Origin of the sequence: Nonomuraea sp. NPDC050790 (assembly GCF_044456745.1) — a bacterium.
Lineage (GTDB): Bacteria > Actinomycetota > Actinomycetes > Streptosporangiales > Streptosporangiaceae > Nonomuraea.
Genome location: NZ_JBITGF010000004.1, coordinates 465,046 through 489,859, shown reverse-complemented (window position 1 = coordinate 489,859; position 24,814 = coordinate 465,046). Strand labels below are relative to the sequence as shown.

Sequence of the window (24,814 nt, the reverse complement as noted above, 5' to 3'; positions counted from 1 at the left end):
TTCGCTCTACAGTGGAGGCGTGCTCCGGCTGCTGCTGTCCATGACCCTGCTCAACCCGACGGCCGAGCCACCCCTCGACGCCGTTCCCGCCGCCCGCGTGCTCACGCCCGGCGGCGACCGGCTGGGGTACGCCCCCGCCGCCCGCCCCCGGCCCGACACCGGCGTGCTGATCGGCCACGACCCGGTGGCGGGGACGGCCGTGATGTGCGGCGGCGCCGTGCTCAGGTCGCGCAGCAGGAGCCTGGTCCTGACCGCGGCGCACTGCCTCTACCACCGGGGCAGGCCGCTGCGCGGGCTGGTGTTCATGCCGGGCTACGAGGGCGGGCGGGCGCCGATGGGCGTCTGGCCCGCCGTGCGGAGCTGGGTGCCGGCGGGTTGGCGCAACCGGCCGGACTCCCCCGCCCGGCTGCCCTACGACCTCGCGCTGGTCGGCGTCGCCGGGAAGGGGCGCTCGGCGCTGGAGTCGGTGACCGGGCGCGGGCTGCGGCCGGTGGAACGCGGGACGCTGTCGCGCCGCCGGGCGCTGGACCTGCTCGGCTACCCGGCCGGCCGGCACTACCCGGGCACGCGGCTCTACCACTGCCTGGGGGAGGCGGCGCCGTACCGGGGGGTGCTGGTGACGCACAACTGCCACGCGTCGGGCGGCGGGAGCGGCGGCCCAGCCCTGTACGGCGGGGCCGTGGCGGGCGTGGTCTCCTCCTCCAGCCCGCTGTCGGACCCGGCCGGGTTCACGGTGCTGGCGCCGCTGGACTCGCGCCCCTTCACCCGCATGCTGGCCAAGGCCGACCGCGTCATGAGGCGTGGCTGACGATCTCCTCGCAGATCGCGTGGGTGGCCAGCGCGTCACCGGCGTCCAGGACGCGGCCCTCGCGCACGGCGGCGAGGAACTCCAGCGTGACCTGCTCGATGCCGCGCTGCCGCGCGACCGGCACCCAGTCGGGACGGCGGCGCAGCACCTCTCCGGCGCCGGTGTAGTCGACGACGTCGCCGAGGTTGACCACGCGGCGCTTGACGCCGTCGCCCATGACCTCGCAGCTCTCCTCCGAGGCGCCGCTGACGCGGTTCATGACGCCGAGGGCGGTGAAGCCGTCGCCGGACAGCTCCAGCACCAGGTGCTCGACCCGGCCGGCGCGGACCCGGGTGCGGACGCGGGTCTCGCGCACCTCGCCGGGCGCCAGGAAGCGCAGGGTGTCCACGACGTGGATGAAGTCGTCGAAAACGACCGGGCGGGGCGCGTCGGGGTGGTTCTCGCGGTTCTTCTCCATGATCACCAGGTGCCTGGGCAGCTCGGCCAGGGCCGCGTAACCGGGGGCGTACCTGCGGTTGAAGCCCGTCATCAGCGAGCGACCCGACGCGCGGGCGAGGCCGACCAGCCGCTCGCACTCAGGGAGGCTGTCGGCGATGGGCTTGTCCACGTAGACGTGCACTCCCGCGTTCAGCAGCGCCCCCACGATCTCGGGGTGGGCGCCGGTGGCGGCGTGGACGAACGCCGCGTCGAGCCCTTCCTCGATCACCTGCTCGACCGCGGTGAAGCGCTTGGCGATCCGGTGCGCGGCGCCCACGCGTTCGAGCGTCGCGCCGTTGCGGGTGCACAGGTGGAGGTCGAGGCCGGGCTGGGCGGCCAATACCGGGAGGTACGCCTTCTCCGCGATGTCGCCCAGGCCGATCATGGCAATCTTCATCCGGCCAGGCTAGCCTCAAGCGCCTCGTCGACCGGCGTGGGCGCGGCGCCGAAGGTGCGCTGGAAGGCGCTGGAGTCGAGCACGAACGGCGCGACGAACTGGTAGCGGATGTGGGGCAGCTCGCCGATCATCGGGTTGAACAGGCCGACCGCGCGCACGACCGGCCACGGCAACCGGCTCATCCTGGGCGCGGGACGGCCGAGGAGGGCGGCCATGCGCTCGCCGATCTGCCGGAAGGTCATCGGCTCGTTCGTGGGCACGTGCCACGGCCGGCCCCAGGCCCGCTCGTCGGCGGCTGCGGTGACGAGCGCGTCGGCGACGTCGGGCAGGTAGGTCCAGCTATGGGGCACGTCGGCCGGCCAGACGAGCTGGATCGTCCTGCCCGCCTTGAGCGGCTCGACGAAACGCGCGCCCAGGTACGACTGGTCGGTGGCCCCGGGCCCGAAGAAGTCGGAGGCGCGCACCTCGGTCGCCCGGATGCGGCCGGCCTCGTGCAGGGCCAGCGCGTCCTGCCAGATCTTGGCCCTGACCATGGCCTTGGGGCTGCGCGAGGCCAGCGGCAGGTCCTCGGTCATGGGGCGGGTGACCGGGCCGTAGGGATAAAGGTTGCCGAGGATGGTCAGCACCGCGCCGGAGGACTCGGCGGCGGCCAGGAACGCGGCGGCCATCGGCGGCCAGTCGGTGAGCCAGCGGTGGTACTTCGGGTTGACGCAGTTGTAGAGGGCGTCGGCGCCCTTGGCGACCTCGCTCAGCCGGGCGGCGTCGGCCACGTCCGCGGCGACCTTGGCAACGCCGTCCGGCCCGCCGCCCGAGCGGGTGACGACCGTGACCTCGTGGCCGAGGTCGCGGAGCTTGACGGCGAGGTGGCTTCCGACCTGCCCGGAACCGACGATGACGTGCTTACCCATGATCAGGCCTGCTTCCAGATGAGGCGGAGGACCGCGTTGACGGCGAAGGCGATCGCGAAGGCGGCGGCCGGTACGGCGGCGCCCGCGGCGTAGAGGGCGGCGGCCCCGCCGCCGAACCAGAGGATCTCCAGGACCCCACGCCAGATCCCGGTGGCCGGGAAGGTGGCGTTGGCCCCGCCACCGGCGCCGAACAGCGCCCAGGCGGCGATGAAGAGGGCCGGCCCGCCGAGTCCGGCGAGCACGTTGATGATCCAGTTCGAGCTTACGGTGAAACCCCAGTATCCGACGGCGGCGATGACGCCGAGTTCCAGGAGGAACATCAGCAGCATATTCGCGTTCTTCATCATCGCGGAGTTCCGCCCTTCGTGACTGCCGTTCGCTTACGAGAGCAATGCTCTCCCAAAAGAGCACCCATCGTCAAGAGCGGTGCTCTCGTTTTTTGTCACCGCTCTGATAGCGTGCTGGCATGACCGCTAGCAGGACCGCGCGAGAACGCGTCAGAGCCGAGCTCACCAAGGAGATCGCCGACATCGCCCGGCGGCAGCTCGCCACCGAGGGGGCGAACGGGCTGTCGCTGCGCGCCGTGGCCCGCGAGATGGGGATGGTCTCCTCGGCCATCTACCGCTACTTCCCCAGCAGGGACGACCTGCTGACCACCCTGATCATCGACGGCTACAACGCGATCGGGGAGCGCGTGGAGCAGGCCGACGCCGCCGTCTCACGCGAGGACCACCTGGGCCGCTGGCTGGCGGTCTGCCACGCCGTACGCGGGTGGGCGCTGGCCCACCCCCACGAGTACGCCCTGCTGTACGGCTCCCCCGTCCCCGGCTACCAGGCCCCGCAGGACACCATCGAGGCCAGGATCCGCGACACCGTCGTCTTCGGCCGCATCCTCGCCGACGCCTATGAGGCGGGTGCCCTCAATCCGCCGGCCATCGCCCCCGCTCCCCCGGCCGTGCTGTCCGAGGACGCCGCGCTGGTCCGCGACGTCATGCCCGGCGTCCCCGACCTGGTCGTCTTCCTCGCCATCAACGCCTGGACCGGCCTGTTCGGCTGGGTCAGCTTCGAGGTGTTCGGCCAGTTCAACAACACGCTGAACCACCTCGACACCGCCTTCGAGCACTCCATGCGCACCAACGCCGCCCTCATCGGGCTGGACGGCCCAGCAGGGGCACGATGACCTCGTCGACCACCTCGACGATGAGCGCGTCGGGGATCGGCGGCCCGTGGAACAGGAAGTACTGCCTGATCATCGCCTGGCCTACGTCCAGCCGGCACGGGGTGACCGCGCCCGCCTCGACCTCGCCGCGCTCGACCGCACGCCCGACCACCACGTGCATCATCCTGCGGCCCGCGCCCTGCGAGCTCTCACGCAGCGTCGCGGCCCGCCCGCGGTCGCCGAGCGCCTCGCTCAGCAGCCCGCGCATGGCCTCGCCCGGCGCCCCGTCCAGCGCCGCCGAGGTACGGCGGAGCAGGGCCAGCAGGTCGCCGCGCAGGCTGCCGGTGTCGGGCACGTCGGAGGGATCGGGCAGCAGGGAGTAGACCGCCGCCATCACCAGCTCGATCCGCGTCGGCCAGCGGCGATACAGCGACGCCTTGCCGGTCCTGGCCCGCTCGGCGACCCGTTCCATGGTCAGCCTGGCGTAGCCGACCTCGGCCAGCTCGTCCAGCGTGGCCTGGAAGATGGCGGCGTGCAGCGCCTCGCCCCGCCTGCGGGGTCGCTTGCGGTGGTCGGTGACCATGGATGCATCCTACGAACCACCTGGAACCCGTGGCGGCGGCCAGGAAGTGGGCGGCGCGCGCAGGCGCCGCCCGACCGGCCCTAGCGGGAGGCCCGGTTGACCGCGGAGATGATCGCCTTGAGCGAGGCCGTGGTGGTGTTGGCGTCGATGCCCACACCCCACAGGATCCGCCCGTCCACCTCGCACTCCAGGTAGGAGGCGGCCTTGGCGTCGGTGCCCGCGCTCATCGCGTGCTCCACGTAGTCGAGCACGCGCACCTGGATGCCGACCCCGGCGATCGCGTCGATGAAGGCCGAGATGGGCCCGTTGCCCGCGCCCTCGATCTCGCGGATCTCCCCGTCGAGGCGGACGTCGGCGCCGATGCGGTCGTTGCCGTCCACGGTCGACTCGTGGCGGTGGGCCATGAGGCTGAGCCGGCCCCAGCGGTTGCCCGGCGTGGGCAGGTACTCGTCCTGGAAGATCTCGAACATCTCCGCCGGCGTGACCTCGCCCCCCTGGGCGTCCGTGCGGGCCTGCACGACCTTGGAGAACTCGATCTGCAGGCGGCGCGGCAGGTCGAGCTGGTGGTCGGCCTTCATGATGAAGGCCACGCCGCCCTTGCCCGACTGGCTGTTGACCCGGATGACCGCCTCGTAGCTGCGCCCGATGTCCTTGGGGTCGATCGGCAGGTACGGCACCGCCCACGCGAAGGAGTCGACCGGCACGCCCGCCGCGCCCGCGTCGGCGGCCAGGTGCTCGAACCCCTTCTTGATGGCGTCCTGGTGGGAGCCGGAGAAGGCGGTGTAGACCAGCTCGCCGCCCCACGGGTGGCGCGGGTGCACGGGAAGCTGGTTGCAGTACTCGGTGACCCGGCGGATCTCGTCGATGTCACTGAAGTCGATCTCGGGGTCGACGCCCTGCGAGAACAGGTTCATGCCCAGGGTCACCAGGCAGACGTTCCCGGTGCGCTCGCCGTTGCCGAACAGGCAGCCTTCGATGCGGTCGGCGCCGGCCATGTAGCCCAGCTCGGCGGCGGCCACGGCGGTGCCGCGGTCGTTGTGCGGGTGCAGCGACAGCACGATCGCCTCGCGGTTGCGCAGGTTGCGGTGCATCCACTCGATCTGGTCGGCGTAGACGTTGGGCGTGGCCATCTCGACCGTGGCGGGCAGGTTGATGATCACCTTGCGGTCGGGGGTGGGCTGCCACACCTCGTTGACCGCGTCGCACACCTCGACCGCGTAGTCCAGCTCGGTCCCGGTGAAGGACTCGGGCGAGTACTGGTAGTAGACGTCCACGTCGCTCGCCTCGGCGAGCTTGCGTACGAGCTTGGCGCCCTCGACGGCGATGGCGGTGATGCCCTCGCGGTCCTGGCCGAACACGACGCGGCGCTGGAGCGTGGAGGTCGAGTTGTACAGGTGGACGATGGCCTGCCTGGCGCCCTGGATGGACTCGAAGGTGCGCTCGATCAGCTCGGGCCTGGCCTGGGTCAGCACCTGGATCACCACGTCGTCGGGGATGCGTCCCTCGTCAATGATCTGGCGGACGAAGTCGAAGTCGGTCTGGCTGGCGGCCGGGAAGCCGACCTCGATCTCCTTGTAGCCCATCTTGACCAGCAGGTCGAACATCTGCAGCTTGCGGTGGGAGTCCATCGGGTCGATCAGCGCCTGGTTGCCGTCGCGCAGGTCTACCGCGCACCATCGGGGCGCCTTGGTGATCACCTTGCCGGGCCAGGTGCGGTCGGCGAGCCGGACGGGCTCGAACGGCTGGTAACGCTGGTAAGGCATGGACGTGGGCTGCTGAGCGGTCATCTGAGGTGTCCTCAAAGTCGGTCCTGACGGCCGACGCGCATGGCTCGCTCCGCGACGAGGGAGCCGGCCTGCTTCTAGAGGCCCTCGCCGCGGCAGCTAAGAAGCAGCCCGCGCAGCATGCGATTCACGGTAGCAGACGTCTCGCCGTGAGCCCGCCCCGATCTCACCTGATGAGAACCGAGAGGCAGGTGACGCAGCCCTCCAGCTTCTCGAACTCCGAGATGTCCACGCTCAGGACGGTAAGTCCCCTGTTTCGGAGCATGTCGGCCGTGTGCGGAGCGGAGGCCGCCATCAGCACGGTGTCCTCGTCCAGGACGACCACGTGCGAGCCCGCCTCCTCCGGGGGCGCGAGCAGGTCCGGCAGGTCCACCAGGGACGGGTCGCCGATCAGCGTGCCGTCCGGCAGCGCGGTGACCGCCGACTTCAGGTGCAGCACCCCGCGCAGCTCCACCGGGACCACGCGCCGGTCGGGGAGGTGCCTGGCGAGCTGGGCGATGCCCTCGTCGTTGGTGCGGGCCGAGCGTCCGGCGTACACGGTCGCGCCGACCTGGAGGACGTCGCCGCCGTCGAGCGTGCCGGGCGCCTCCACGGTCACGGCACGCAGCCCCCGGTCCCGCACCAGCCGCGCCACGGCCGCCACCTCGGGCCGCCGCCGCGGCGCCCCGGGACGCGCGAGTATGGCCAGCCCGCCGCACACCACCACGGTGTCCTCCACGAACACCGCGTCCGGCAGGTCGTCGGCCCGCGGCACGCGCACCGGCTCCCAGCCCGCCTCGGAAAGCGCCCGGACGTAGGCCGCGTGCTGTTCCAGGGCGCGGCCGTGGTCGACCGCCCGCCGTTCGAGATGGGTGACGATGCCCTCGGACAGACGCGGACCAGGTTCCCTTACCAGCGCGATACCCCGCATGGAGCGTGTTCTATCACGCGCCGGTTAGAGTCAGGATCATGCAGGATAACGAGATTCTCACCAGGATCAGCGCCCTCGTCGCGGAGGAGCACGAGCTGCGCAACCGGCTCGGCGCCGGCGAGGTGACCTCCGAGGAGGAAAACGCGCGGGTCAAGGAGCTTGAGGTCGCCCTGGACCAGTGCTGGGACCTGCTCAGGCAGCGCCGGGCCCGCCGCGGCGCCGGGGAGAACCCGGACGAGGCCGCCGCCCGCCCGGTCAGCGAAGTTGAGAGCTATCAGCAGTAAACCGGTGGCGGGAAGGGGCGCGGGTACGCTTGCCTGACGGCATGACGATCCAGCGGATAGATCTCGCCGCCCCTCTGGACGAGGTGTACACCGCCTACCGCGCGGCCACCGCCGACCGGCCGGGCCCCGCCATGTCGCGGCCCCACTACGAGTGGATTCTGCGCAAGGGCGACTCCGGCGCACTCACCGAGGCCTGGGCCGTGATCGAGGACGGCCAGGTCGCCGGCGCCGTCGGCCTGCAGTACCCGACGCGCGACAACACCCACCTCGTGGAGGTGTTCGAGCTGTTCGTGGTGCCCGGTCACCGGCGCCGCGGCCTCGCTACGGCGTTGTTCGAGCATGTCAAGAAACGGTCCAGAGCCGAGGGCAGAAGACTGCTGGTCGGCGAGACCGAGAAGACGGGCAGCGGGGCCGCGTTCATCGCCGCCATGGGCGGGCAGGTCGTGCTGCCCGAGGCCCGCCGTACGCTGGACCTGCGCAAGGTCGACTGGGAGGCGGTCGGCGACCTGATGCGGCCCACCGAGGACTACGTCATCGAGCGCTTCACCGGCCCCGCGCCCGAGCGGCTGCTGCCCGACATGGCACACCTCATGGGCGGCATGAACGACGCGCCGCGCGGCGAGGACATCGAGGAGCTGCGCTTCGACGTCGAGCGGATGCGCGAGTTCGAGGCGGCGATGGTGCCCAGCGGCAGCGATGCCTACACCCTGATCGCCCGGCGCGCCTCCGACTCCGCGCCCGCCGGCTACACGCGCATCTACCTCGAGGCCGACCGCTCCGACGGCTGGGCCCGCCAGGCCGACACCACCGTGCTGGCCGAGCACCGCGGCCACGGGCTCGGGATGCTGCTGAAGGCCGCCAACCTGCAGTGGCTGCGCTCGGCCGAGCCGCACCTGGAGCAGGTCATCACCTGGAACGCGACCTCCAACCGGCACATGCTGGCGATCAACGAGGCCCTGGGCTTCGAGCTGCTCGACGAGTGGAGCACGTGGCAGGCGGACGCCTGACGTTGCGCCGATGTTAAGCGCACGTTAGATCTGCGCACGCTCCCCTTGTCCGGGAAACCTCCGGCGGAGAGGCTCTGGCCAGCACAGACTCCCCCCTGGAGGTTTCCCGTTGAGCAAGGCACGCATGCCGTGGAAGAACGTCATCGGCGGTTCCGTCGGCAACCTCGTCGAGTGGTATGACTGGTTCGTCTACGCGAGCTTCGCCACCTACTTCGCGGCCTCCTTCTTCCCCAAGGGAGATCCGACCGCCCAGTTGCTGAACACCTTCGGCATCTTCGCCGTCGGCTTCTTCATGCGCCCGATCGGCGGCTGGCTGCTCGGCCGCTACGCCGACCGCAAGGGCCGCAAGGCCGCCATGACCATGACGGTCACGCTGATGTCGGCCAGCGCCCTGCTGATCGCGATCGCGCCCACCTACGACACGATCGGCGGCGCCGCCGCGGTGGTCCTGCTCGTGGCCCGCCTGCTCCAGGGCATCTCGGTCGGCGGCGAGTACGCGGCCAGCGCCACCTACCTCACCGAGGCCACCCCGCCGGGCCGGCGCGGGTTCGCCTCCAGCTTCCAGTACGTCTCGATGACCGCCGGCCAGCTCGTCGGGCTCGGCCTGCAGATCATCCTGCAGAACACCATGTCCGAGCAGGCCCTCAACTCCTGGGGCTGGCGCATCCCGTTCATCATCGGCGCCCTGGCCGCCGCGGTCGTGTTCTACCTGCGGCGCAGCCTGATGGAGACGGAGGCGTACGGCGAGGAGTCCGCCGACGGGCGCGCCGCCGAGGAGCGCGGCACGCTCAAGGCGCTCCTCACGCACAAGAAGGAGTTTCTGCTGGTCATCGCCCTGACCATGGGCGGCACCGTCGCGTACTACACCTACACGACGTACCTGACCACGTACCTGTCGAACACCGCGGGGCTGACGAAGTCGACCGCCTCCGCCGTGAGCTTCTGCGCGCTGTTCATCTTCATGTGCGTCCAGCCCGCCGCCGGAGCGCTGTCCGACCGGATCGGCCGCCGCCCGCTGCTCATCACCTTCGGCGTCGGCTCGACCCTCGGCACCGTGCCGCTCATGTACGCGCTGTCGTCGGTCGGCGGCTTCTGGAGCGCCCTGCTGCTCTCGCTCACCGGCCTGCTCATCATCACCGGCTACACCTCGATCAACGCCGTGGTGAAGGCCGAGCTGTTCCCGACCAACGTCAGGGCGCTCGGGGTGGCGCTGCCGTACGCGATCGCCAACGCGCTGTTCGGCGGCACCGCCCAGTACGTGGCGCTGTGGTTCAAGGACGCGGGCATGGAGCCCGGCTTCTACTGGTACGTGGCCGGGTGCGCGGCCGTCTCCCTCGTCGTGTACTTCTCGATGCGCGAGACCCGCGACGCGGCCCTGACACGCAGCGAGCGCGGCGTGGCCGAGCCGGTCCCCGCGCGCGTCTAACCTGGTCGGCATGCGGGTTCTCCTGGTCGAGGACGACGACCGGCTCGCTGCGGCACTGACCACGGCACTGTCGCGGCACGGACACGAGGTCGTCCGCGCCGCGCTGGCCGTCGACGCCCTCCGCCTGGCGGGGGGCGTCGGCTTCGTCCTGCTCGACCTCACCCTGCCGGACATGGACGGGCTGGAGGTGCTGCGCCGGTTGCGGCGCAGCTCGGCCGTGCCGCTGATCGTGGTGACGGCGCGGGTGGAGGAGCGCGAGGTGCTGCGCGGGCTGCGGTCCGGCGCCGACGACTACCTCGTCAAGCCGTTCCGCACGGCGGAGCTGATGGCGCGCATGGACGCCGTCCTGCGCCGCGGCACCCGCCCGCTGCCGGTGCGCGACGAGGTCGTGACCGTCGGGGACGTGCGGATCGACCTGGACGCCCGGCAGATCCACGTGGCCGGTGAGCGGATCACGCTGACCCGGCGCGAGTTCGACGTGCTGGCGCTGCTGGCCCGCAGCCCCGGCGTGGTGCGCAGCCGCGAGGAGATCCTCGACGAGGTCTGGGGCGACCCCCTGCTGTCGGCCTCCCGCTCGCTCGACGTGCACGTGGCGGGGCTGCGCGCCAAGACCGGCCGCCCCGGTCTGGTCGAGACCCTGCGCGGCACCGGCTACCGCCTGGGCTCGACGGCGTGAACTTCCGGCTGGTGGTGACGTTCACCACCCTGATCGTCTTCCTCATCGCGGCGCTGGCCGTACCGCTGGGGCTCTTCTACGCCTCGCACCGCACCAACAGGCTGCTGCTCGACCGCCGCGCCGACGCCACCCGCTTCGCCGAGCTCGCCGACCAGTCGGCGCGCGACGCCGACCACTCCGCGCTGAGCGCGGAGATCGAGCGCTACAGCGAGCTGTACGGCGCGGCCGTCCGCGTCCTGGGCCGCGACAGGACGGTGCTGGCCGAGGCCGGCCGGATGAGCGGCGACACCGCGGCGGCGACCAGGCTCGCGCTGTCCGGCCGCACCACCGAGGAACTGCCGGTCATCGGCCCGCTGGGCCCCGAGACGGTGCTGCTGGCCGAACCCGCGGGCCGCGACGCCCAGTTGTCCGGCGTGGTGCTGTTGCGGGCCCGCACCGACGCCGCCCGCGCCGACGTCACGCTCGTCTGGGGCGCGCTGGCGGCCGGAGCCCTGGTCGCGCTGGCCTACGCGGTGCTGGCCGCGCGCCGCCTGGCCCGCTGGGTCCTGCGCCCGGTCACCGAGCTCGACCGCACCACGCGCGCGATCGCCGAGGGCCAGCTCGACGCCCGCGCCAGTCCGGGCAACGGCCCGTCGGAGCTGCGCCGCCTGGAGGAGCGCTTCAACGCGATGGCCGACGCCGTGTCCGGGGCGCTGGAGCGGCAGCGGGCGTTCGTGGCCGACGCCTCGCACGAATTGCGCACCCCGCTGACCGTGCTGTCGCTGCGGCTGGAGAACCTGGAACCGCACCTGCGCGAGGCGGGCTCGGCCGAGTACGAGGAGGCGCTGGCCGAGCTCGACCGGCTGGCGCTGCTGGTCGAGGACCTGCTGGCGCTGGCCAGGGTCGAGGCGGGCGCCGTCGCGGTCACCACGCGCACCGCCCTGGCGCCGAGGCTGGCGGGCTGGCGCGAGGTCTACGCCGCGCGCGGGCTGACCCTCGACGCGGCGGTCCCCGAGACGGCGGCGGTGCCGGAGCCGGTGGCCAGGATCGCCGACATCGCGCTGGACAACGCCCAGAAGTTCGTGCCCGCCGGCGGCACGGTCACCGTGACCCTCGACGACGGGGTCCTGAGGGTCGCCGACGACGGCCCCGGGCTCGGCGAGGAGGAGCGGGCCGAGGCGCGGGGACGGTTCTGGCGCTCCGGCTCCCACGCCAACGTGCCGGGCAGCGGCCTGGGCCTGGCCATCGCCACCGAGCTGGCCAGGGCGTGCGGCGCGACGCTCAGCCTGCTGCCCGCCGACCCGCGCGGACTCGTCGTCGAGGTGCGTCCAGGCCGATCCGCCGGTCAGCCGTAGACCGAACGGTAGTAGCGGGCGGCGCCGGGGTGCAGGGGGACGGCGCCGGTGCCGATGGCGTAGCGGCGGTCGAGGCGGCCGCCGGGGGCGTCGGGGGCCTGGAGGCGGTCGCGGCTGGCGAACAGGGTCGCGGTCAGCTCCCTGGCCATCTCCGCGTCCAGGTCGCGGCGGCAGACCAGGTAGCTGGGGGTGCCGATGGTGGCCACCGGTTCCGCCGCGCCGTACGTGCCGGCGGGGAAGGCGGCGTGCTCGTACAGCGGGCCGTGCGCGCGGCGCAGGACCGGGACCATCGTGTCCAGCGCGAGCAGCCGCACGTCGTCGAGGACGGCCAGCGCGGGCGTGGGCACGCCGCCCGACCAGAAGAAGGCGTCGACCCTGCCGTCGCGCAGCGCCTTGATCGACTCGTCCAGCCCCAGCTTGAGCGGCCGGGCGCCGGTCAGCCCCGCCGCCCGCAGCACCCGCTCGGCGGTGACGGCCGTGCCCGACCCCTCCGCGCCGAGCGAGACCGACCGCCCGGCCAGGTCCCGCGGCGCCATGACCGCCGAGCCCGCGCGCACGACCAGGTGCACGTAGTTCATGTACATGCGGGCCAGCGCGGCCACCGGCTGCCCGCGCACGCGCACCGCGTGGTCGGCGCTGTCGGCGAGCGCGAAGGCGGCGTCGGCCCGCCCGTCGCTGAGCATCGCCAGGTTCTCGACGCTGGCCGCCGTCCGCAGCACGACGACGTCGAAGCCGACCCGCCGCAGCTCCGCCGCGAACCGGTCCCCCAGTTGCTCGTACGGCCCGCCCGCCGCCCCGGTCGCCAGCCGGATCCGCCCGCCCCGCACCTCGCCCGCGGCGCAGCCCGCCAGCGCCAGCCCGGCGAGGGCGAGGAAGGAACGGCGCGGCAGGCTCACCCCACCAAGGTATCCGCCCCGCTGAAATGGGGTGATCCCCCGACGGCCCCCGTGACATCCTGACCGTGTGGACGAGACGGACGTACGCCTGCGCATCGCCCCCGAACTGCGGTTCTTCCTGCCCGCGAGCCGCCGTCAGGAGTGGCAGCAGGCGCCGGCGGACCGCACGTCCACGCTGGGCCACGTCGTGGAGTCGCTGGGCATCCCGCTGACCGAGGTCGGCCCGATGACGGTGGCGGGCGCCGGAGTGGGCCCCGCCTACCTGCCGCGCGGCGGCGACGTGGTGGAGGTCGCGCCCGTTCCCAGGCCCCAGCCGCTGGCGGCCGAGCCGCGCTTCCTGCTCGACGTCCACCTGGGCACGCTGGCCAGGCGGCTGCGGCTGCTGGGCATCGACACCGCGTACCACAACGACATGGACGACCCGGCGCTGGTGGTCCAGGCCAACGCCGAGCGCCGGGTCCTGCTCACGCAGGATCGCGGGCTGCTGCGCCGCCGTGCCCTGTGGATGGGGGCGTACGTGCGGGGGGCCAAGGCCGACCTCCAGCTCAGCGACCTGCTGGACCGCTTCGCGCCGCCGCTACGGCCCTGGACCCGGTGCACCGCGTGCAACGGCGTCCTGGCCGAGGTGAGCAAGAGCGAGGTGGCCGCCGCCCTGCGCGACGGCACCCGGCGCAGCTACGACGCGTACGGCAGGTGCCGCGAGTGCGGCCAGGTGTACTGGCGCGGCGCGCACAGCGACCACCTGGAGAAGATCGTCGAGTCGGCCTACGCGCACACGGCGAAGGGCTCCACCCCGGCCAGGTGAAGCCGCCACTCCTGCGAGGTGAGCGCACGGCCGGCCCGCGCGCAGACGGCGCGGGCGACGCGCTCTGCGTCCAGGGGATGGCTGCGCAGGACCCCGTCGGCGCCCGCGCTGTAGAGCGTGTGCCCGTCGGCGGCGAACGCGACCGCGCCGGCCGACTCGGGTCCCGGCCTGCCGCTGTTGTGGACGATGCCCGCGGGGCGGCGGCCACGCACGTCCCACAGCCTGATCAGGCCGCCGCTCTCCTGGGTGGCGATCGTCGTGCCGTCCGGCGACCAGGTCGCCGTCATCGGGACGGGGTCCTCCTCCTGGGCGACCGGCCCGCCGCCCACGCCGAACACCCTGGTGCGCCACTCCCTGATGAAGGCCGCGCCCTCGGTGCGGGTGAGCGCGCCGTCCCACAGGCGCAGTTGGGTCGCGGCGTCCACACCCGAGGCCAGGTCGCCGCGCGGGCTGAAGGCGATCGGCGACTGCGCGGCGCCGGCGGGCTTGGCCAGGACCCGTCCGGCGACCGGGTCGATGAGCGACGAACCGGCCACGAGCAGCCGCCCGTCGGGCCGGTAGACGCCGGCGACGCCGCCCGGCTCCGCACGGACCCGCCGCACGGTGCGTGACGCGAGGTCCCACAGGTCCACGGTGGACTCGCCGGTGACGGCCAGCGTGCGGCCGTCCGGGCTGAAGACCAGGCCCCACGCCGCCTCCTTCAGCGCCAGCCTGAGCAGCACCGCCCCGGTGCCCGCGTCGGCGACCACGGCCCGCTTGCCCCGGGCGGCGGCGATCCTGCCGCCGTCGCGGTCGAAGGCCAGCACCGGCTGCTGCCCCCCGTTCCCGCCGGGTGGCACCGGCACCGGGCCGCCCGCGGGGCGTCGCGCCGCCACGTCCCAGATCCGCACCGCCTCTCCGGCCAGTACGGCCAGCCGCCGCCCTCGGGCGTCGAACGCGGCGGCGCCCTCGGTGTCGCCGGGCAGCACGGCGGGGGCGGTCAGCGTGGCGGCGTCGAGGGTGAACACCTCGCCACCGTCACCCAGCAGGCGCAGCGCGCGGGCGCCGGGGTCGAACCGGAGGTCCGCGATCGGCACCGTCAGGTACCGCTGCGTCATGAGCTCCCTGTCGCTCAGCCGCACCACGGTCAGCACGCGCGCGTCCCACAGCGCGGCGAACCGGTCGTCGTCGAAAAGGGTGATCTGCCCCTGCGCCGGCCCCAGTCCGTCGGCGGTCAGCGGCTGGCCCGACGGCACCCGTACCGCCTTGAGGCCGATGCCGCCGAGGTCGGGCAGCCGGTGGGTGAGGAGGAGGCCGCGCCCGTCCGCGGTGAAGGCGGCCGACCTGATGTGGCGTCCGGCCGGGAGCCAGGGGGCGGGCAGCCGCCTGCCGCGCGCCAGGTCCCACAGCTCGGCCCGGCCCTTGGAGTAGGCCAGGCCGTGGCGGCGGTCGGCGCTGACCACGTCGAGCCGGGGGCGGAGCGGACGCCGGGTGACGGGGTCCCACCAGGTGAACGCCCCGTTGGAAGGCACCGCCCCTTGTGGGAGCCCCGCATCGTCCGTGGGGACCGCGAGCAGGCCGCTTGGGTCGAAGGCGAGCTTTCCCGGGCCGTCCGGCAGTGGCCCGGCGTCGAGATCAGGTCCCGTGGGCGTGCCCCTGGCCACGTCCCAGAGGCGCAGCCGCCCGCCGTCCCTGGCCGCGAGCAGGCGGCCGTCGGGGCTCAGGGCGATGCCGTCCCGGCCGCCCGCGCCGGTGAGGCGGGCGGTGACCCGCCCGGCCCGCAGGTCGCAGACCACGGCGTCGCCGCCCTGCGCGACGACCAGCAGGTTTCCCTCCCCGCCCAGCGCTGACGCCGCGTCCGGGAGGGTTCCCGGGCAGGTGAAGGCGTCGCCGAGCGGCTCGGAGAGCGCGTCGTTGAGCGCGGCGCGCGTGTCCGGCACCTCCGGGGCCAGCCGCCAGGCCGCGACGCTCAGCAGCATGGCCAGCTTCGGGTCGGTGTCCCTGAGGTCGGCCGCGCGCAACGCCCAGGCCCTGGCGGTGGCGGCGCGCCGCTCGGTCTCCGCCTCCGCCCTGCGGAACTCGGCCAGGGCCAGGCCGCCCAGGGCCAGGACGAGGAGGACCGCCATCGCGCCGGCCAGCATCGCGCGCAGCCGTACCTGGCGGCGGGAGCGGGCGGTGGCGGCGTCGAGGAACTCGCGCTCCAGCCGTACCAGCGTGAGGTCCTTGCGCTCGGCCGCCGCCCAGCGCAGGGTGCGGTCCAGGTGGGAGCCCTGGAGGAGGTCGGCGGGCTTCCTGCCGTGGCCGTCCCAGAAGCGCGCCGCCTCGGCCAGGCGGCGCTGCACGGGCAGGCCGTCGCGGTTGTCGGCCAGCCACGCGCGCAGCCTCGGCCAGGCCTGGACCAGGCCGGGACTGGCCAGCGAGTAGGTGTCCGCGCCGGGCGCGGACAGCAGTCCCGACGCGGTGAACAACGTCAGCAGCCCGTCGACGGCCTCCTCGTCGGGCAGTTCCGCGCGGGTGACCTCCCTGAGGTTCTCGCCGTCGGTCAGGCGCAGGAACACCTCGGGGGCGGCGGCCCGCTCGCGTTCCGACAGCTCGCCGTACAGTTCCTCGGCGACGGCGCCCAGACCGGGCTCGTCGTCGGCCCCGCCGAGCGTGGCGGCGAGCGCGCCGCCACGAGCGAGCGCCGCGTCGGCGTCCGTCGGGTCGGCGTCTGTGGGGTCGCTGTCTGTGAGGTCGGGCAGTCCCAGCAGAGCCAGCAGTACGGCCCGCGCCTCCGGCCGCCCTCCGGGCTCCTGGGCCAGCGCGGCGGCCACCAGCGGCCCGAGCGGCTCGGCCAGCCCGTCCACGTCCGGCCGGAACCCGAGCACCTCCGTCAGAACGGCGACCGGTTCGCCCGCCTCGACCGCGTCGGCCCCCCGCGCCGCGAACAGCACGACGAGCCCCCACGACCACAGGTCGGCCGCCGCCCCCGCCCCACGCCCGGTGAACACCTCGGGCGCCATGTAGTTCGGCGTCCCCATGACCGGTCCGGTCGTCGTGGGCCCGGCCTCCCGCGCCACCCCGAAGTCGATCACCCTCGGCCCGTCCGGCCCCATGATGATGTTGTCCGGCTTGAGGTCGCGGTGCACGACCCCGGCCCGGTGGATGGCGGTCAGCGCGGTCGCCACCCCGACCGCCAGCCGGTGCAGCGCCTCCCCCCGGTACGGCCCGTCCCGCCCGACCACCTCCCGCAAGGTCCGGCCTGGGACGAACTCACTCACGACGTACGGCACGCCGAGATCCACCTCGACCACCCGGGCGGTGCAGAAGGCCGCCACCCGGCGGGCCGCGTCCGCCTCCTTGGCCAGCCGCCGCCGCGACTCGGCCGAGTCCGCCCGCGGCACCTTGATCGCGACCCGTTCCCCGTCGGGCCCGTAGGCGTCGTAGACCACCCCTTGCCCGCCCGCGCCGAGCCGCCCCGCCAGCCAGTAGCCGCCGAGACGGTGTGGGTCAGAAGGAGTGAGCGCCGCCATCAGATATGAAATTCTGTGCCCATAGAAGATCACAGACGCGTGGATTGCGGGAAATAGCGTGGACTTTCGGATCATGGGGCCGCTGGAAGTGTGCTGCCAGGGGGAGGACCGGACCCCCACCGCGCCCAAGCATCGCGACCTGCTGACCATGTTCGTGCTGAACGCCCGCCGCCCGCTGAGCGTCGGACGGCTGCGCGACCTGTTATGGCCCCGCGAGGGCGGCGACCGCTCCGACTCGCTGGTGCGCGGCTACATCGGCCAGTTGCGCCAGCTCCTCGGCAAGGACGTGATCACCACGGTCTCCGGCACCTACACGCTGGCCGTGGAGGAGGAGCAGCTCGACGTCAACCGGTTCAGGAGCCTGGTCGAGAAGGGCGGCTACGACGAGGCGCTGGCGCTGTGGCGCGGCCAGGCGCTGGAGGACGTCGACCCCGACGGCTCGCGCTGGCTGGAGACCGGGCGGCTGCGCGAGGAGCTGGACGAGCTGCGCCTGCTGGCCATCGAGCGTCGCAACCAGCGGGCCCTGGACGCGGGCCGGCACCGGGAGATCCTCGCCGAGCTGCGCGGCCTGGTCGCCAGGCACCCGCTCTGGCAGCGCTTCCGCGGGCAGTACATGCTGGCCCTGTACCGCAGCGGCCGGCGCGTGGACGCCCTGGCCGCCTACGCCGCGCTGCGCGAGGAACTGGACGGCGGCCACGCCATCGAGCCCGACCCCGACCTGCAGCTCCTCTACCACCGCATGCTCCACGACGACGTCTCCCTGCACGTCTCCGCCGGGCCGCCAATCCTGCTGCCGCGCGACGTGGCCGACTTCACCGGCCGGGGCGAGCTGCTGGAGGAGGTGATCGGGGACCAGGTGGTGGTCCACGGCCAGGCGGGGACGGGCAAGTCGGCGCTGGCCGTACACGCGGCGTGGCAGCAGCGCGCGAGCTTCCCCGACGGCATCCTCTACGCCGACCTGCGCGAGAACGGCGACCCCGCCGCGGTCCTGGAGGACTTCCTGCGCTGGCTCGGCTGCCCCGCCCAGGCCGTCCCCGGCACCACGGAGGGCCGCGAGCGGCTGCTGCGCTCCTACGCGGCCGGCCGCCGCCTGCTCATCCTGCTCGACAACGCCACCGACGAGGAGCAGGTACGCCCGCTGCTGACCTCCTCCCCCACGGTCGTCACCAGCCGCTCCGCCCTGGCCGGGCTGCCCGGCGCCCGGCGGCTGCCCGTCGGCGTCCTCGGCCCGCGGGAGTCGCTGGAACTCCTGACCAGAAGCTCCGGCCGCGAGCCCGGCGAGGCGCTGGTCCGGCTGGCCCGCTTCTGCGGCGGCCTGCCGATCGCGCTGCGCGTGGCCGGGTCGCGGCTGGCCGCGCGGCCAGCCTGGACCACCGAATACCTCGTCGGCCTGCTGGAGGACGAGCACCGCCGCCTCGACGGCCTGCACGCCGGCGACCAGACCGTGCGCAGCGCGTTCGCCATCGGCTACGACGGGCTGCCGGAGCCGGCGGCGCGGACGCTGCGCGGGCTCGGCGCGCTGTCGGCGCCCGACGTCGGCGACTGGGTGGCCGGGGTCTTCGGCGGCCAGGCCGAGGCGCTGGTCGAGGCGGGCCTGCTGGAGGCGTACACGGTGGACGTGGCCGGGCAGGTCCGCTACCGCGTGCACGAGCTGGTCCGGCTGTTCGCCCGCGAGCAGCCGGATCCGCCGGGCCTGTCGGAGCTGGCCACGCTGGTGCTGGCCAGGGTCCGTGTCTCCCGCTTCCCGCTGGTCTCCGGCGACCCCGCGGCCACGTTCGCCACCCGCGAGATCAAGGAGTCGGTGCAGTGGCTGGCCGCCGAGCGCGGCTTCCTCGTCGCCCTGATCGCCGACCTGCGCGCCGCCGGTCACGACGCCGCGTGCTGGCAGCTCGCGCACCTGCTCACGCCGTTCCTGGAGCGCCACCGCCTGCTCGACGACTGGCGTGCCGTCCTGGCCCACGCCCTGCCCGCCGCCCGCGCCACCGGCGAGCCGAAGGCCGAGGCCCTGGTCCTGCGCGACGAGGGCGACCTGCTCCTCGCCGAGCACCGCTGGCAGGAGGCGCACGAACGCCTGCGCCTGGCTCTCGGCCTGTTCCTCCGCGACGGCTCCGCGCGCGAGGCCCACCACACCCGCCGCCGCCTCGGCCGCGCCCACCTGGAGCTGGGCCGCCTGTCGGACGCCGAACGCCTGCTGACCGCCTGCCTGGGCGCCACCACGAGCGAACGCGAGAGCGCCGACACCCTGCTCGTGCTGGGCGAGGTCCTGCGTCGCGCCGCCCGCCCCGAGGAGGCCGCCGCACACCTGACCGCCGCCGCCGAACACCTCGCCGACCTCGGCGACCGCCACCGCCGCACCGACGCCCTGCTCGCCCTGTCCAAGGTACGGCTGGCGCAGAACGACGTGCCCGCCGCCCGCGACGCCGCCGAACAGGCGAGAAGCATCGCCCTGCGGCTCGGCGACCGGCTGCTCGACGCCGCGGCGCTGACCGCCCTGGCCGAGGTCAACGCCGCGGAGGGCGCCACCGGCCGCGCGGCCGAGCTGACCGCCCAGGCCCGCAGCCTTCTCCGCGAGCTTGTCTAGACATCTGCGCCACTTGTCCACTCTTGACCAGGGTTGATACTAGTCAGGCTGCGTACATCTGGGCTTTACTTTGCCAGTGGATGCTCTCTTCGGACAGCCAGCCACTAGGAGCCCCGATGCGCCTAATCCTCCTGTTAGCCGCCGCACTCCTCGCCACGACCACCGTGACCCTCCCCGCCCCGGACGGCACGCTCACCCTCCAGTCGAGCGCCGTCAGGGCCGGTGACCCGATCAGGCTCTCCTACTCCACGCCCCGCCCCCACGCCACGAACTGGGTCGGCCTCTACACCGAGCCCGGCAACGGCCCCGTCGCCGAGCAGTTCGTGGGCCCGTCGCTCAAATGGGTCTACACCCCCGACGCCGCGGGCACCGCCACCCTGCCCACGCAAGGACTGGAGCCCGGCGACTACATCGTCTACTTCCTCGCCCAGGACGGCTACGCCTGGCTGGCCCAGCCCGCCCGGCTCAAGCTCGTCAGCTCCACGCCGCTGCACTTCGTCACCTCGCCCTTCACGTTGCGCAACGGGCGGGCGGGCACGCCGTACAGTGCGAGCGTCACCGGACTGGTGAAGGGCGACACGAGCGGACTGACCTTCACCAAGCGGGCGGGCGCGGCCTGGATCGGCGTCGCCCCCGATGGCCGCGTCACCGGCACCCCCACCGCGTCCGGCACCTCGACGCTCACGGTCGAAGCACGCAACGCGGCAGGCCAGACCAGCACCGCAGCGATCTCCATCAGAGTCCGCGCCGCGACGGACATCCTGGTGCCGAAGCTGAAGGCGATGAGCTGGAACCTCTGGCACGGCGGCAGCCAGGTCTCCGGCGGACGCGAGAAGCAGCTCCGCTTCCTGCTCGACCGGGACGTGGACGTGGTCGGGCTGCAGGAGACGTCCTCGACCGCGGCGCAGGAGCTCGCCCAGGCGCTCGGCTGGGACCACTTCCAGGCCGGCGCCAGCCTGGGCATCATCAGCCGCTACCCGATCACCGCCCGCGGCCCGCTCCCCTCCCAGTCCGGCCTGGCCGGGGCGTACTCGCGCATCCGCCTGGACGAGCGCACCGGCCGCGAACTGGTCCTGTGGACCGCTCACCTCGGCTACACGCCTTATGGCCCGTACGACGCCTGCTTCTCCAACCGCAACACCCAGCAGTTGCTGAGCCGGGAGGCCAGCGCCGGCCGCACCGCCCAGATCCAGGCGATAGTCCAGGCCATGGACGCCCACCTACGCGCCGCCGGCACCCACCCGGTGCTGCTGACCGGCGACTTCAACGCCCCCTCCCACCTCGACTACACCGCCGCCGCGGCGCCCTCCCACTGCGGCCGCTCCGGCATCCCGTGGCCGACCTCGAAGACCCCCGAACAGGCGGGCTTGAGGGACTCCTACCGAGTGGCCCACCCCAACCCCGTCACCCACCCCGGCAACACCTGGTCACCCGTGTACAAGACCTTCACCGGCGGTTACGGCTACGACCACCGCACCGGCGACCCGGAACCACAGGACCGAATCGACTTCGTCCACTACGCCGGAACCCTGACCGTCGACTCCTCCGACACCCTCGTAACCGGCACCCCGACCCCGTACCCGGGCCACGGCAACAACGAGTGGACCTCCGACCACGCCGCCGTCCTGACCACCTTCACCGTCAACTAGCTCTACCCCCGGCAGCGGCACCCCCGCCGCTGCCGGCCCCACCCACCCGAAACCAACCCGCCCCGGGAGCACCGCGCCACGCGGCACGCGAGCAACGCCACGTGAGACCGATACGCGACACGCGAGCAACGCGCTGCGCGCGAGCAACACCCGCGGGACGGACGCGCGAGGCGCAAGCTTCGCCGCGCAGGACCGACGCGCAGCGCGAGACCAACTCGCAGCGCGCGAGCAGCGGCGCACGGGGAGGACGCGCGACGCGCGAGCTACGCGCCCCGCGCGAGCAACAAGACACGAGACCGACGCCCCCGCGCGAGCAACGCCACGCGCGACCGACGTCGTAACGCGCGAGCAAGGCGGCGCGGGAGTTACGGGCGGCGGGGAAGCAGGGACAGGATGGCGAGGACCACGACGGCCAGTGCGCTGCCAAGTGCCGCGAACCAGCCGTACTGGAGCACCGGCTCGATGGCCAGGAAGCCGCCCAGGTCGACTGAGATGCGGTCGCCGGCGCCGCGCGGGTCGGTCACGAACAGGACGAGGACGGCTGCCGCCACCCCGCCGGGAAGGGCCGCGAGGCCGGCCCATGGGCGGCGGCCCGTCAGCAGTCCGGCCACTCCGAAACCGGCCGCCACCAGCCCGGCGATCAAGGTGTAGACACCGAAGGCGTCGTCGATGCCGCGTACCGTCCTGACGACGCCCGCGCCGATCAGGTCGCTGCGCGCCGAGAGCCCCGCCCACGGCAGGATCGCGCAGACCACCAGCAACGCCCCAGCCGCGACGACGGCGAGCGCGTAGCCCCTGCGTGTCCTGCGTTCCGGCCTGCCCGACACCCGCGGCGAAAGGTAGTCGCCCACCCGATCACCATAAGCCCGCCCGGCCGCCGGCACCACAACCCGGGCTCAGTCGAAGAAACCCAGCCTGCGCAGTTGCTTCGGGTCGCGCTGCCAGTCCTTGGCGACGCTGATCCGCAGGTCGAGGTAGACGCGGGTGCCGAGCAGCGCCTCGATCTGCTTGCGTGCCCTGGTGCCGACGTCGCGCAGCCGTTCGCCCTTGTGCCCGATGATGATGGCCTTCTGCGAGGGACGCTCCACGAACAGGTGCGCGTAGATGTCGAGCAGGTCGTCGCGGCCCTCGCGGGGCAGCATCTCGTCGACGACCACGGCGATCGAGTGGGGCAACTCGTCGCGCACCCCTTCCAGCGCCGCCTCCCTGATCAGCTCGCCGACCAGCACCTGCTCGGGCTCGTCGGTGAGGCGGCCGTCCTCGTACAGCGGCGGGGACTCGGGCATGTGCCCGACGAGCACGTCGGCCAGCGCGTCGAGGTTGTCCCCCGAGGTGGCGGAGACCGGGACGATGTCAGCGAACTCCCCCAGCTCGGACACCGCCAGCAACTGCTCGGCGATCTGCTCTCTGGAGGCCAGGTCGCACTTGGTCACCACGGCCACGACCGGCGTCTTCTTCACCGCGGCGAGCTTCTCGGCGATGAAGCGGTCACCCTTGCCGATCGGGTCTCCGGCGGGCACGCAGAAGCCGATGACGTCCACCTCGGTGAGCGTGGACAGCACGAGGCTGTCGAGGCGCTCGCCGAGCAGGGTGCGCGGGCGGTGCAGGCCCGGCGTGTCGACGATGATCAACTGGGCGTCGGGGCGGTGGACGATGCCGCGGATGACGCGCCGGGTGGTCTGCGGCTTGGAGGAGGTGATGGCCACCTTGGTGCCGACCAGGGCGTTCATCAGCGTGGACTTGCCGACGTTCGGCCTCCCCACGAAGCAGGCGAAACCGGCGCGATGATTGTCTGGCGAAGTCACATAGTCGATTGTGGCCCATCAGCCACCGTGCTGCCGCCACCAGGTGAACGCGTCGGGCAGCACGTGCGGCGACCACGAGGTCAGGTCGAGCCCGGCGAGGTCGCCGGGAACCGCCCAGGTGAAGGCGTTGATCTCCTCGCCGTCCGGGGTGGGCGTCGCGGTTCCGGTGAGCACGCAGGCGTAGGCGGTGATCACGTACGCGACCTGGTGGCCGTTGGGGTAGTGGGTGCGGAAGTCCGGCCCGCCGTACACGCCGATCAGGCCGCGCACCGAGACCTCCACGGACAGCTCCTCGCGCAGCTCGCGCACGACGGCGTCCTGGGGACGCTCGTCGGGGTCGATGCCGCCGCCGGGCGTCGCCCACTTGCCGACGTCGCCGTGGCGGGCCAGCAGCAGCCGTCCCTCCGCGTCGAACACGCACCCGGTCACCGAGGGCAGCACCAGCAACCGGCCGCCCACCACGGCCCTGAGCTCGGCCAGGAACGGCGACATCGCCATGTCAGCCCCTCACCTGCCCGTCGGGACCGGCCACGAGCAGCTTGCCGCCCAGCTCGCCGACCACCGCGGCGTCGGCCTCGCTCGGGCCCTCGCCCTCGGTGACCAGCGCGGCGGCCTCCAGGCCGCGCGCGCCGCTGGAGATCGCCATGGCGGCGGCGACCTGAACGGCCGAGAGCGTGAGCGCGTCGAGCGCGACGTTCGTGGCCGCGTAGGTGCGTCCGGTCTCATCGCGTACGGCGGCGCCCTCCCGCGAGCCGTTGCGCGCCCTGGCCGACCGGGCCAGCGTGATGATCTTGCTGTCTTCGGGATCGAGAGTCACGGAAGACTAGGTTAGGCCCTGGCCATCCCGAGCACCGACTGCGCGAGTTGCTCGGTTCGCTTGGGATCGACCCGCTTGAGCCCGGTGTGCACCAGCGACAGCAGTGTGTCCCCCTGGCGCACGAGCAACACGTTCAGCGCGTACGGGTACCCGTTCAGCCGCCCGGCCAGCTCAGCGGCCACCGCCTCGTCGCCCACGCCACCGACCGGCAGCGAACGCAGCCGCAGATCGGTCCCGGCTCCGGCGTTGACCGCGTGGCACTCCCGCAGCGCCTTGCCGAGGTCGTCGAGGTGCCACTCGGCCTCGGCGCCCGCGTACCGCGCCAGCGCCACACCGGCCGTCTCCCCCAGCGCGTTGCCGGGATAGCTGGCCGCCGCCTGCGCGGTGAGCGCCCGCCGCGGCGCCTGTCCCGCCACGGGCTCCAGTACGGCACGGCAGTTCCGGTCACGGGCGGCGAACGGCACCTTCCACGCCTCCTGCGGGCGTACCGAGAACCCGTCGGGCAGCTTGGGATCCTTGTTCAGGATCTCCTTGAGCCGTTCCTGCGCCCCCGCGTCGAACTGCGCGTCGACACCTGCGCCCCCGCACGCGGTCAGCCCCGCCATGAGCAGCGCGCCGACGATGATCCACACTCCGCGTTCCATGGTTTCCCCCCGGAGTGCGATCTCCCCAGAACGCGAATGCGGCAATCCACCAGAGCCGCCAACAACCGGTCAGATACGCTTAAGGGTGCTCTCGCCCGGGTTAATCGGACGAGAACACCCTTTACGCCGAGCAACGTCGCGATCGGCTAGCTGACCGAGACGTTGCCGTCCCCCCAGAGGCTCACCTCGCGCCGCGAACCCCACCCGGCGTCCGGATCACCCCTTCTGCGACACCCACCGCACTGGGCGTCTGTGAACAGACTGGGGGATGACGCTTGCATTTCGCTTGTAGAACACTTAATACGGTTTTGTACGACCTCCCACCCACCCCCACCTGCACAAACCCACCCCAACCCCGGCCGACCCGCCCGCG

The 24,814-nt window shown here is 73.1% G+C and carries 23 protein-coding genes; 10 read left to right on the top strand and 13 right to left on the bottom strand.

All coding sequences use genetic code 11. The features are described 5' to 3' along the window. Nucleotides 1–19 precede the first annotated feature (19 nt). Entirely contained in the window at nt 20–808 is a 789-nt protein-coding gene (locus ACIBEJ_RS22610) for a trypsin-like serine peptidase (protein ID WP_397184748.1), read from the top strand. Here the strand turns inward: ACIBEJ_RS22610 and ACIBEJ_RS22605 are convergent. Genes ACIBEJ_RS22605 through ACIBEJ_RS22595 form a run of 3 tightly spaced genes read right to left on the bottom strand, consistent with a single transcriptional unit; the run spans nt 792 to nt 2,919 of the window. Further along, the gene (locus ACIBEJ_RS22605; RefSeq protein WP_397184747.1) at nt 792–1,682 is read right to left on the bottom strand and encodes a Gfo/Idh/MocA family protein; all 891 of its coding nucleotides are present in this window, start codon (nt 1,680–1,682) and stop codon (nt 792–794) included. The genes ACIBEJ_RS22610 and ACIBEJ_RS22605 overlap by 17 nt on opposite strands. Further along, nucleotides 1,679–2,590 (bottom strand): NAD-dependent epimerase/dehydratase family protein, encoded by a 912-nt coding sequence (locus ACIBEJ_RS22600; protein WP_397184746.1) that lies wholly within the window; start codon nt 2,588–2,590, stop codon nt 1,679–1,681. The genes ACIBEJ_RS22605 and ACIBEJ_RS22600 overlap by 4 nt, the downstream gene beginning before the upstream one ends. Before the next feature lie 2 nt (nt 2,591–2,592). Continuing rightward, a complete protein-coding gene (locus ACIBEJ_RS22595) occupies nt 2,593–2,919 on the bottom strand; it encodes a YrdB family protein (RefSeq protein ID WP_397184745.1) in 327 nt (108 codons plus the stop codon). Nucleotides 2,920–3,056: 137 nt separating this feature from the next. Between ACIBEJ_RS22595 and ACIBEJ_RS22590 the strand changes: the two genes are divergently transcribed. Further along, nucleotides 3,057–3,770 carry a TetR/AcrR family transcriptional regulator gene (locus ACIBEJ_RS22590; protein WP_397184744.1) on the top strand — a complete coding sequence of 238 codons (714 nt, stop codon included), beginning with the start codon at nt 3,057–3,059 and terminating at the stop codon, nt 3,768–3,770. On the opposite strand, the gene ACIBEJ_RS22585 is transcribed toward ACIBEJ_RS22590, so the two are convergent. The 3 genes from ACIBEJ_RS22585 to ddaH all read right to left on the bottom strand — a co-directional run bounded on the left by ACIBEJ_RS22585 (nt 3,736) and on the right by ddaH (nt 7,026). Further along, the gene (locus tag ACIBEJ_RS22585; RefSeq protein WP_397184743.1) at nt 3,736–4,332 is read right to left on the bottom strand and encodes a TetR/AcrR family transcriptional regulator; all 597 of its coding nucleotides are present in this window, start codon (nt 4,330–4,332) and stop codon (nt 3,736–3,738) included. The two genes, ACIBEJ_RS22590 and ACIBEJ_RS22585, sit on opposite strands and share 35 nt — an antisense overlap. An 80-nt stretch (nt 4,333–4,412) precedes the next feature. Further along, nucleotides 4,413–6,119: a 2-isopropylmalate synthase gene (leuA, locus tag ACIBEJ_RS22580; protein WP_397184742.1), complete on the bottom strand. Its 1,707-nt coding sequence runs from the start codon at nt 6,117–6,119 to the stop codon at nt 4,413–4,415. A 163-nt stretch (nt 6,120–6,282) separates the two neighbouring features. Then, on the bottom strand, nt 6,283–7,026 hold the full coding sequence (gene ddaH / locus ACIBEJ_RS22575) for a dimethylargininase (RefSeq protein WP_397184741.1): 744 nt from the start codon (nt 7,024–7,026) through the stop codon (nt 6,283–6,285). 38 nt (nt 7,027–7,064) lie between these two features. On the opposite strand from ddaH, the gene ACIBEJ_RS22570 reads away from it, so the two are divergent. The 5 genes from ACIBEJ_RS22570 to ACIBEJ_RS22550 all read left to right on the top strand — a co-directional run bounded on the left by ACIBEJ_RS22570 (nt 7,065) and on the right by ACIBEJ_RS22550 (nt 11,753). Continuing rightward, a complete protein-coding gene (locus ACIBEJ_RS22570; protein WP_397184740.1) occupies nt 7,065–7,310 on the top strand; it encodes a DUF2630 family protein in 246 nt (81 codons plus the stop codon). A gap of 41 nt (nt 7,311–7,351) precedes the next feature. After that, complete coding sequence (locus ACIBEJ_RS22565; RefSeq protein WP_397184739.1) at nt 7,352–8,317, top strand: GNAT family N-acetyltransferase; 966 nt, start codon at nt 7,352–7,354, stop codon at nt 8,315–8,317. Between the two features lie 109 nt (nt 8,318–8,426). After that, nucleotides 8,427–9,743: an MFS transporter gene (locus tag ACIBEJ_RS22560; protein WP_397184738.1), complete on the top strand. Its 1,317-nt coding sequence runs from the start codon at nt 8,427–8,429 to the stop codon at nt 9,741–9,743. Nucleotides 9,744–9,753: 10 nt separating this feature from the next. Further along, entirely contained in the window at nt 9,754–10,419 is a 666-nt protein-coding gene (locus ACIBEJ_RS22555; protein ID WP_397184737.1) for a response regulator transcription factor, read from the top strand. Further along, nucleotides 10,416–11,753, top strand: coding sequence for a sensor histidine kinase (locus ACIBEJ_RS22550; RefSeq protein WP_397184736.1), 1,338 nt, complete (start codon nt 10,416–10,418; stop codon nt 11,751–11,753). The genes ACIBEJ_RS22555 and ACIBEJ_RS22550 overlap by 4 nt, the downstream gene beginning before the upstream one ends. Here the strand turns inward: ACIBEJ_RS22550 and ACIBEJ_RS22545 are convergent. Further along, complete coding sequence (locus tag ACIBEJ_RS22545) at nt 11,744–12,649, bottom strand: TAXI family TRAP transporter solute-binding subunit (protein ID WP_397184735.1); 906 nt, start codon at nt 12,647–12,649, stop codon at nt 11,744–11,746. The genes ACIBEJ_RS22550 and ACIBEJ_RS22545 overlap by 10 nt on opposite strands. A 67-nt stretch (nt 12,650–12,716) precedes the next feature. Between ACIBEJ_RS22545 and ACIBEJ_RS22540 the strand changes: the two genes are divergently transcribed. Next, nucleotides 12,717–13,454 carry a Mut7-C RNAse domain-containing protein gene (locus ACIBEJ_RS22540; protein WP_397184734.1) on the top strand — a complete coding sequence of 246 codons (738 nt, stop codon included), beginning with the start codon at nt 12,717–12,719 and terminating at the stop codon, nt 13,452–13,454. Here ACIBEJ_RS22540 and ACIBEJ_RS22535 read toward each other — a convergent pair. Next, a complete protein-coding gene (locus tag ACIBEJ_RS22535) occupies nt 13,415–16,945 on the bottom strand; it encodes a protein kinase (RefSeq protein WP_397184733.1) in 3,531 nt (1,176 codons plus the stop codon). The two genes, ACIBEJ_RS22540 and ACIBEJ_RS22535, sit on opposite strands and share 40 nt — an antisense overlap. A 58-nt stretch (nt 16,946–17,003) precedes the next feature. On the opposite strand from ACIBEJ_RS22535, the gene ACIBEJ_RS22530 reads away from it, so the two are divergent. After that, entirely contained in the window at nt 17,004–19,526 is a 2,523-nt protein-coding gene (locus ACIBEJ_RS22530) for a BTAD domain-containing putative transcriptional regulator (protein ID WP_397184732.1), read from the top strand. 116 nt (nt 19,527–19,642) lie between these two features. After that, nucleotides 19,643–21,175 (top strand): endonuclease/exonuclease/phosphatase family protein, encoded by a 1,533-nt coding sequence (locus tag ACIBEJ_RS22525; RefSeq protein ID WP_397184731.1) that lies wholly within the window; start codon nt 19,643–19,645, stop codon nt 21,173–21,175. A 365-nt stretch (nt 21,176–21,540) separates the two neighbouring features. On the opposite strand, the gene ACIBEJ_RS22520 is transcribed toward ACIBEJ_RS22525, so the two are convergent. The 5 genes from ACIBEJ_RS22520 to ACIBEJ_RS22500 are packed head-to-tail and all read right to left on the bottom strand — an operon-like array spanning nt 21,541 to nt 24,441. Then, a complete protein-coding gene (locus ACIBEJ_RS22520; protein ID WP_397184730.1) occupies nt 21,541–22,026 on the bottom strand; it encodes a hypothetical protein in 486 nt (161 codons plus the stop codon). A gap of 45 nt (nt 22,027–22,071) precedes the next feature. Beyond that, nucleotides 22,072–22,980, bottom strand: a complete 909-nt coding sequence (era, locus tag ACIBEJ_RS22515) for a GTPase Era (protein WP_397184729.1) — start codon at nt 22,978–22,980, stop codon at nt 22,072–22,074. Nucleotides 22,981–22,998: 18 nt separating this feature from the next. After that, nucleotides 22,999–23,478, bottom strand: a complete 480-nt coding sequence (locus ACIBEJ_RS22510) for an NUDIX domain-containing protein (RefSeq protein ID WP_397184728.1) — start codon at nt 23,476–23,478, stop codon at nt 22,999–23,001. A gap of 1 nt (nt 23,479) precedes the next feature. Next, complete coding sequence (locus ACIBEJ_RS22505; protein ID WP_397184727.1) at nt 23,480–23,797, bottom strand: cytidine deaminase; 318 nt, start codon at nt 23,795–23,797, stop codon at nt 23,480–23,482. Nucleotides 23,798–23,808: 11 nt separating this feature from the next. Then, nucleotides 23,809–24,441 (bottom strand): hypothetical protein, encoded by a 633-nt coding sequence (locus ACIBEJ_RS22500; protein WP_397184726.1) that lies wholly within the window; start codon nt 24,439–24,441, stop codon nt 23,809–23,811. Nucleotides 24,442–24,814 lie beyond the last annotated feature (373 nt).

Bases quoted from the DNA above. Each gene is read 5' to 3' on its own strand.
- ACIBEJ_RS22555 (WP_397184737.1), top strand. From the start codon at position 9,754: ATGCGGGTTCTCCTGGTCGAGGACGACGACCGGCTCGCTGCGGCACTG.
- ACIBEJ_RS22510 (WP_397184728.1), bottom strand. From the start codon at position 23,478: ATGGCGATGTCGCCGTTCCTGGCCGAGCTCAGGGCCGTGGTGGGCGGC.
- ACIBEJ_RS22500 (WP_397184726.1), bottom strand. From the start codon at position 24,441: ATGGAACGCGGAGTGTGGATCATCGTCGGCGCGCTGCTCATGGCGGGG.
- ACIBEJ_RS22525 (WP_397184731.1), top strand. From the start codon at position 19,643: ATGCGCCTAATCCTCCTGTTAGCCGCCGCACTCCTCGCCACGACCACC.
- ACIBEJ_RS22570 (WP_397184740.1), top strand. From the start codon at position 7,065: ATGCAGGATAACGAGATTCTCACCAGGATCAGCGCCCTCGTCGCGGAG.
- ACIBEJ_RS22565 (WP_397184739.1), top strand. From the start codon at position 7,352: ATGACGATCCAGCGGATAGATCTCGCCGCCCCTCTGGACGAGGTGTAC.
- ACIBEJ_RS22590 (WP_397184744.1), top strand. From the start codon at position 3,057: ATGACCGCTAGCAGGACCGCGCGAGAACGCGTCAGAGCCGAGCTCACC.
- ACIBEJ_RS22600 (WP_397184746.1), bottom strand. From the start codon at position 2,590: ATGGGTAAGCACGTCATCGTCGGTTCCGGGCAGGTCGGAAGCCACCTC.
- ACIBEJ_RS22595 (WP_397184745.1), bottom strand. From the start codon at position 2,919: ATGCTGCTGATGTTCCTCCTGGAACTCGGCGTCATCGCCGCCGTCGGA.
- ACIBEJ_RS22605 (WP_397184747.1), bottom strand. From the start codon at position 1,682: ATGAAGATTGCCATGATCGGCCTGGGCGACATCGCGGAGAAGGCGTAC.
- ACIBEJ_RS22585 (WP_397184743.1), bottom strand. From the start codon at position 4,332: ATGGTCACCGACCACCGCAAGCGACCCCGCAGGCGGGGCGAGGCGCTG.
- leuA (WP_397184742.1), bottom strand. From the start codon at position 6,119: ATGACCGCTCAGCAGCCCACGTCCATGCCTTACCAGCGTTACCAGCCG.
- ACIBEJ_RS22535 (WP_397184733.1), bottom strand. From the start codon at position 16,945: ATGGCGGCGCTCACTCCTTCTGACCCACACCGTCTCGGCGGCTACTGG.
- ddaH (WP_397184741.1), bottom strand. From the start codon at position 7,026: ATGCGGGGTATCGCGCTGGTAAGGGAACCTGGTCCGCGTCTGTCCGAG.